Here is a 4,886-nt window from a genome sequence, read left to right on the forward strand (position 1 = left end):
GCGGCGGACCTCGGCGCGATCCGCCGGGGAGGCCGGCGCGAGCCACCGGGCACGGGCGCGCGCCGGGCGGCGAACCCTAGCGCGATCCGCCGGTCGGCGGACCGGCGTTTTGCGCCATCAGCCGCTGAAACCGCGGCGACGACTGGTAGGCGCGCCCGAGCGCGTCCGACATCTCGTCGACGCGGCGGTACAGCCGGCGCGGCTCCCGCGGCTTGCACTTGTGGAGCACGTAGCTGGCCATCAGCGGCAGCGCGATCGTGGTGTCCGAGTACGCCACCACGCAATCGGGCAGCTTCGTCGGATCGACCTTGCCCCAGCTCACCGCCTCGGATGGCGTGGCGCCGGACAGCCCGCCCGTGTCGACGCGGGCATCCGTCACCTGGATGAAGTAGTCGTGGCCCTTTTCCTCGAGCCCGAGGATCTCCTGAATCTGGGGCTCGGTCTGCAGCAGGAAGTTCTTCGGCGCGCCGCCGCCGAGGATCACGACGCCGGACGTGCCGCCCTGCGCGACCTTGCAGTCGTACACGAGCGCCGCCATGGCGTTGACGTCCAGCGACGGGTCGACGATCGGCACCTGGCCCGGGTCGCGGCGGTTGGCGGCCTGCATCGCGGCCACGTTCAGGCCGATCGTCGAGTCGCCGGGACTCGGCGACCACACCGGCACGTCGAGCGCGTGGCAGGTCGCGAGGATGCTCGGCTTGGCGCCCGTCTGTCGCGCGGTCTCGAGCGCGTACTTGCCGATCTTGTAGTGCAGCTCGGCGGTGCCCATCCGCCCCGAGAACTCGGGCGCGGTCATGACGCGGTACAGCCAGTCGTCGGTCTTGTACAGCACGTCCGCCTCGAACAGCACGTCGTAGACGCGGATGATGTGGTCGCGGCGCAGGTCGACGTCGTGCGCGCCGGATGCGATGCGCGCGTCGCCGCGATACAGGTCGAAGCCGAGGTCGAAGTGCAGGTCGTGGTACAGGTTCGCGCCGGTCGACGAGATGTAGTCGACGAAGCCGCTCTCGATCAGCGGGGTGATCACCGACGACAGCCCCGCCGGCGTCAGCGCACCGGACAGCGACAGCCCGATCGTCGCCCCGCTGTCGATCATGTGGGCCCACAGCTGGCAGGCCTCGCGCAACCGACCCGCATTGTAGGCGTTGAAGTACGTGTCGATGAGAGCGGCGACGTCCGCGGAGCCCTCGGCGAGCGGCGGCGGCGCCAGCTTCGCACGCTTGGTCAGCATGCCCGGACCATCGCACGCCTCGGCCGCCTTGTCAGCCCTGGGGCCACCGTGCTACGTAGGCGACACCGAAGGAGGACAGACCATGGCCGAACTGAAGGGATCCAAGACGCACGAAAACCTCAAGGCCGCGTTCGCGGGTGAGTCGCAGGCGAACCGCCGCTACCTGTACTTCGCCAAGATCGCCGACGTCGAGGGCCACCCGGACATCGCCGGCCTGTTCCGCGACACGGCCGAGGGCGAAACCGGCCACGCGCACGGTCACCTCGATTACCTCAAGAAGGTCGGCGATCCGGCGACCGACCTGCCGATCGGCGACACCGCCGCCAACCTGAAGGCCGCGATCGCCGGCGAGACCTACGAGTACACCGAGATGTACCCCGGCTTCGCCAAGACCGCGCGCGAGGAAGGCTTCGAGGAGATCGCCGAGTGGTTCGAGACCCTGGCCCGCGCCGAGCGCTCGCACGCCGGCCGGTTCCAGAAGGGGCTCGACTCCCTGGCGAAATGATCGAGCCGATCACGCGCAAGGACATCCGGGGGCCGGCGCTGTACGCCGGCTTCCGGGACGATCTCTGCAAGCGGATCATCGAGCTCAAGAAGCCCCGGCGCGTCCACGTGGGGCCGCTGGTCACGCTCGTGTTCGAGAACCGCCACACCCTGATCTTCCAGATCGAGGAGATGCTGCGGGCCGAGGGCATCACCGAGCCCGACAAGATTCAGGAGGAGATCGACGTCTACAACGCGCTGATGCCGACCGAAGACTCGCTGTCGGCGACGTTGTTCATCGAGCTTCCGCCCGACGCAGATGCGCAGGCGGAGCTCAACCGCCTCGTCGGCCTCGACGAGCACGTCATCCTCCACATCGGCGACCACGCGATTCGCGCCGCGTTCGAGCCGGGACGGGCGACGCACGAGCGGATCTCCGCGGTGCAATACACCCGGTTTCCGCTGTCCGCCGAGGCCAAGCGGGCGCTGCTGACCCCCGGCACGCCGCTCGCGATCGAGATCGATCACCCGGAGTACCGACACCGGGCCGAACTGAGCGAGCAGACGCGCGCGTCGCTGGCGGCCGACTACGAGGGCGGCGGACAGCGGTGAGAGCGCTCGGGATCGCGTGGGCCGCCGCCACGCTCGCGGCGGTGGCGTGCGGCGGCGGATCGCGCGCCCGGTCGACGGGGCCAGCCGACGACACGTACGCGGACTTCACGTGCAACGAACGGCACGCGCAGTACGTCGTCGTCGGCGGCTTCGTCGCCCCGGAGTTGGGCATCGAAATCCGGTGTTCCGACACCGAGCAGACGATCCGCAAATGGACGGCGGACGACAGCGGCAACCGCGACGAGACCGTGCAGCCCCTGTCGCGCGCCGAGTTCGACGACGTGTGGCGCAGCTTCGAAGACGCCGGCTGGCGCAACCTGTCGGACTGCATCAACCCGCGCGCGAAGGACACCGACGAGGTCTACACGTTCGAAATCGGCGACGCCGACGCCAGCGTGACGCTCACCTGTCAAGGCAAGGCCAACGACTTGCCGTTCCCGTTCGACCGCCTGGTCAACGCGCTCGACGTCGTCGCGGCCGCGCACTGATCGCCGGCGCGGGTCACCGCGGTACCGACCAGCCGCCGTCGACCGGCACGATCGCACCGGTGATGTACGGGTGCGCCGCCAGGAACACGACGGCGGCCGCCACGTCGTCGGGCGTGCCCGGTCGGCCGAGCAGGGTCTTGTCGACGAGCGCCGCGCGTTCGGCCTCCGGCATGTCGGGCGGGAACGCGGCGATGCCGGGCGACACGCCGTTGACCCGCACGCGCGGAGCCAATGCGACAGCCAGCGTGCGCGTGAGGTGCGCCAGTCCGGCCTTGGCCGCCGTGTGGTGCGCGTACGACGGCCACGCGTGGGTCGCCCCGACCTCGAGCACGTTCACCACGGCTCCGGCGCGAGCCGCCAGCGATTGCGCGCACAGCCGCGTGAGCCGCGCCGGCGCCAGCAGGTTCGTCTCGAAGCTCACGCGCCAGGCGCGCTCCCACGCCGCGTCGTCCATGCCGACGAAGTCGCCGCGGACGAACGCCGCGGCGGAGTTGACGAGCACGTCGACGCCGCCGAAGGCGGCCGCGACCGCGTCCGCGAGCCCGCGCGCGGCTTCCGGCGCGGTCAGATCGGCCGCGAACGACTCGGCCTCGCCTCCTCGCTCGCGGATCGCGTCGACGACCTGCCGCGCGCCCGCGGCGGACGACCGATAGTGAACCGCGACGGCGGCCCCGGCGTCGGCGCACGCCAGCGCGATCGCGCGGCCCACGCGTCGCCCGGCCCCGGTGACGAGTGCGACCTTGCCGGCGAGCTTCACACCGGCATGCTATACGGATCGGAGCGGAGCCGCACCATGCCTTCCAAACGCTACTTCACCCTCGCCGAGGCCAACGCTCAGGTCCAACGCCTGCACGCCGTGTTCACGCAGGTCATGCAGGTGCGCATGCAGCTCAAGGCCCTGTACGAGCGCCTCGACCGCGCCGGCTTCGCGCCGGAACAGGGCGACGAGGACGAACTGCCCGAAGGCGCGCCGCCGCACGTGCTCCGCGACCGCGCGCACTTTTACGGCCTCGTCGAAGCGCTCCGCGAACAGGTGGATCTCATTCACGACACCGGCGCGCAGATCAAAGACATCGAGATCGGCCTGGTCGACTGGCCCGGCCGCGCGGCCGACCGCGACATCCTGTGGTGTTGGCGGTTCGGCGAGCCGGAGGTCGCCTTCTGGCACGACCCGGACGCCGGGTTCGACGGTCGCCGCCCCGTGTCGGAACTCGATGGAATCCTCCCGTGATCGAGTCGAGCGATCGGCGCCAGCTGTCGGATCTGGCAATCTTTCCGCTGCCCGACGCGGTGCTGCTGCCGGGCGCGCTGTTGCCGCTCCACGTGTTCGAGCAGCGCTATCGCGACATGGTGAGGGACGTGCTGGCCGACGATCGCCTGCTCGGTATCGCGCGGCTCCGCCCGGGTTACGAGGCCGACTACTACGGCAGGCCGCCCGTGTACGACACATGTGGCGTCGGCGTAATCGTCGCCGACGAAGCGCTCGACGACGGCCGCTACAATATTCTCGTGCGCGGGCTGGGACGCGCGCGTATCGAGGAGGAACTTGCCGTTGCAACGAGCTACCGGCGGGTGCGCGCGCGCGTGCTGCCGGACGGGCGAAGTCGCCGCCCCGAGGTCGTGTCCGCGACGTTCGACCAGCTCATCGCGCTGTGCGGCCGGCTGGCCGACGCGATCGGCGACGACGCCGAGCCGCTTTGCGACCTCATGTCCCACGCCGCGTCGCCCGCGGCGTGCGCCGACCTGCTCGGCGCAGCGCTCATGCGCGATCCCGACGAGCGCCAGCGCCTACTCGAGACGCTCGATCCGGCGGATCGCCTGGAAGCGGTGCTCGCCCGCGTGAGCCACCTGCTGGCGAAAGTCGGGCCGAGCAACACGATGCTCAACTGACCGCGCCCCGCGCGCCGGCGCGACCCGGCTCGACGCACCGGCGCACCGCTGCGCGGCAGGCGGGCCCTCCGCCGGCCGAGCAGTCGGCTATCGGAGCATAGGGCTATCGGATCACGGTCAGGCCGGGGCTTCGCCGCCCTTCGGCCAGAACCCGCGCCGCCGCCGCGACGGCGACCTTCGAC

General features: G+C 70.8%; 7 protein-coding genes. 5 read left to right on the forward strand and 2 right to left on the reverse strand.

Annotated elements, in window-relative coordinates; all coding sequences use genetic code 11:
* Nucleotides 1-76: 76 nt before the first annotated feature.
* A complete protein-coding gene (locus tag D6689_15220; protein RMH39934.1) occupies nt 77-1,228 on the reverse strand; it encodes a deoxyhypusine synthase in 1,152 nt (383 codons plus the stop codon).
* Between the two features lie 85 nt (nt 1,229-1,313).
* On the opposite strand from D6689_15220, the gene D6689_15225 reads away from it, so the two are divergent.
* The 3 genes from D6689_15225 to D6689_15235 are packed head-to-tail and all read left to right on the forward strand — an operon-like array spanning nt 1,314 to nt 2,814.
* On the forward strand, nt 1,314-1,736 hold the full coding sequence (locus tag D6689_15225) for a rubrerythrin (protein RMH39929.1): 423 nt from the start codon (nt 1,314-1,316) through the stop codon (nt 1,734-1,736).
* Nucleotides 1,733-2,326: a DUF3501 family protein gene (locus tag D6689_15230; protein RMH39930.1), complete on the forward strand. Its 594-nt coding sequence runs from the start codon at nt 1,733-1,735 to the stop codon at nt 2,324-2,326. The genes D6689_15225 and D6689_15230 overlap by 4 nt, the downstream gene beginning before the upstream one ends.
* Complete coding sequence (locus D6689_15235; protein ID RMH39931.1) at nt 2,323-2,814, forward strand: hypothetical protein; 492 nt, start codon at nt 2,323-2,325, stop codon at nt 2,812-2,814. The genes D6689_15230 and D6689_15235 overlap by 4 nt, the downstream gene beginning before the upstream one ends.
* Before the next feature lie 13 nt (nt 2,815-2,827).
* On the opposite strand, the gene D6689_15240 is transcribed toward D6689_15235, so the two are convergent.
* Nucleotides 2,828-3,571 carry an SDR family oxidoreductase gene (locus D6689_15240; GenBank protein RMH39932.1) on the reverse strand — a complete coding sequence of 248 codons (744 nt, stop codon included), beginning with the start codon at nt 3,569-3,571 and terminating at the stop codon, nt 2,828-2,830.
* A gap of 6 nt (nt 3,572-3,577) precedes the next feature.
* Here D6689_15240 and D6689_15245 point away from each other — a divergent pair, with 6 nt between their 5' ends.
* Both D6689_15245 and D6689_15250 read left to right on the forward strand, forming a co-directional pair.
* A complete protein-coding gene (locus tag D6689_15245; protein ID RMH39933.1) occupies nt 3,578-4,045 on the forward strand; it encodes a DUF2203 family protein in 468 nt (155 codons plus the stop codon).
* Nucleotides 3,907-4,704 (forward strand): ATP-dependent protease, encoded by a 798-nt coding sequence (locus D6689_15250; GenBank protein ID RMH39935.1) that lies wholly within the window; start codon nt 3,907-3,909, stop codon nt 4,702-4,704. The genes D6689_15245 and D6689_15250 overlap by 139 nt, the downstream gene beginning before the upstream one ends.
* The last annotated feature ends 182 nt before the right edge of the window (nt 4,705-4,886 follow it).

Source organism: Deltaproteobacteria bacterium (genome assembly GCA_003696105.1).
Lineage (GTDB): Bacteria > Myxococcota_A > Polyangia > Haliangiales > J016 > J016.

What these genes read in the sequence shown, in the direction of transcription:
- D6689_15225 (RMH39929.1), top strand. Translation starts at nt 1,314, where the DNA reads ATGGCCGAACTGAAGGGATCCAAGACGCACGAAAACCTCAAGGCCGCG.
- D6689_15245 (RMH39933.1), top strand. Translation starts at nt 3,578, where the DNA reads ATGCTATACGGATCGGAGCGGAGCCGCACCATGCCTTCCAAACGCTAC.
- D6689_15230 (RMH39930.1), top strand. Translation starts at nt 1,733, where the DNA reads ATGATCGAGCCGATCACGCGCAAGGACATCCGGGGGCCGGCGCTGTAC.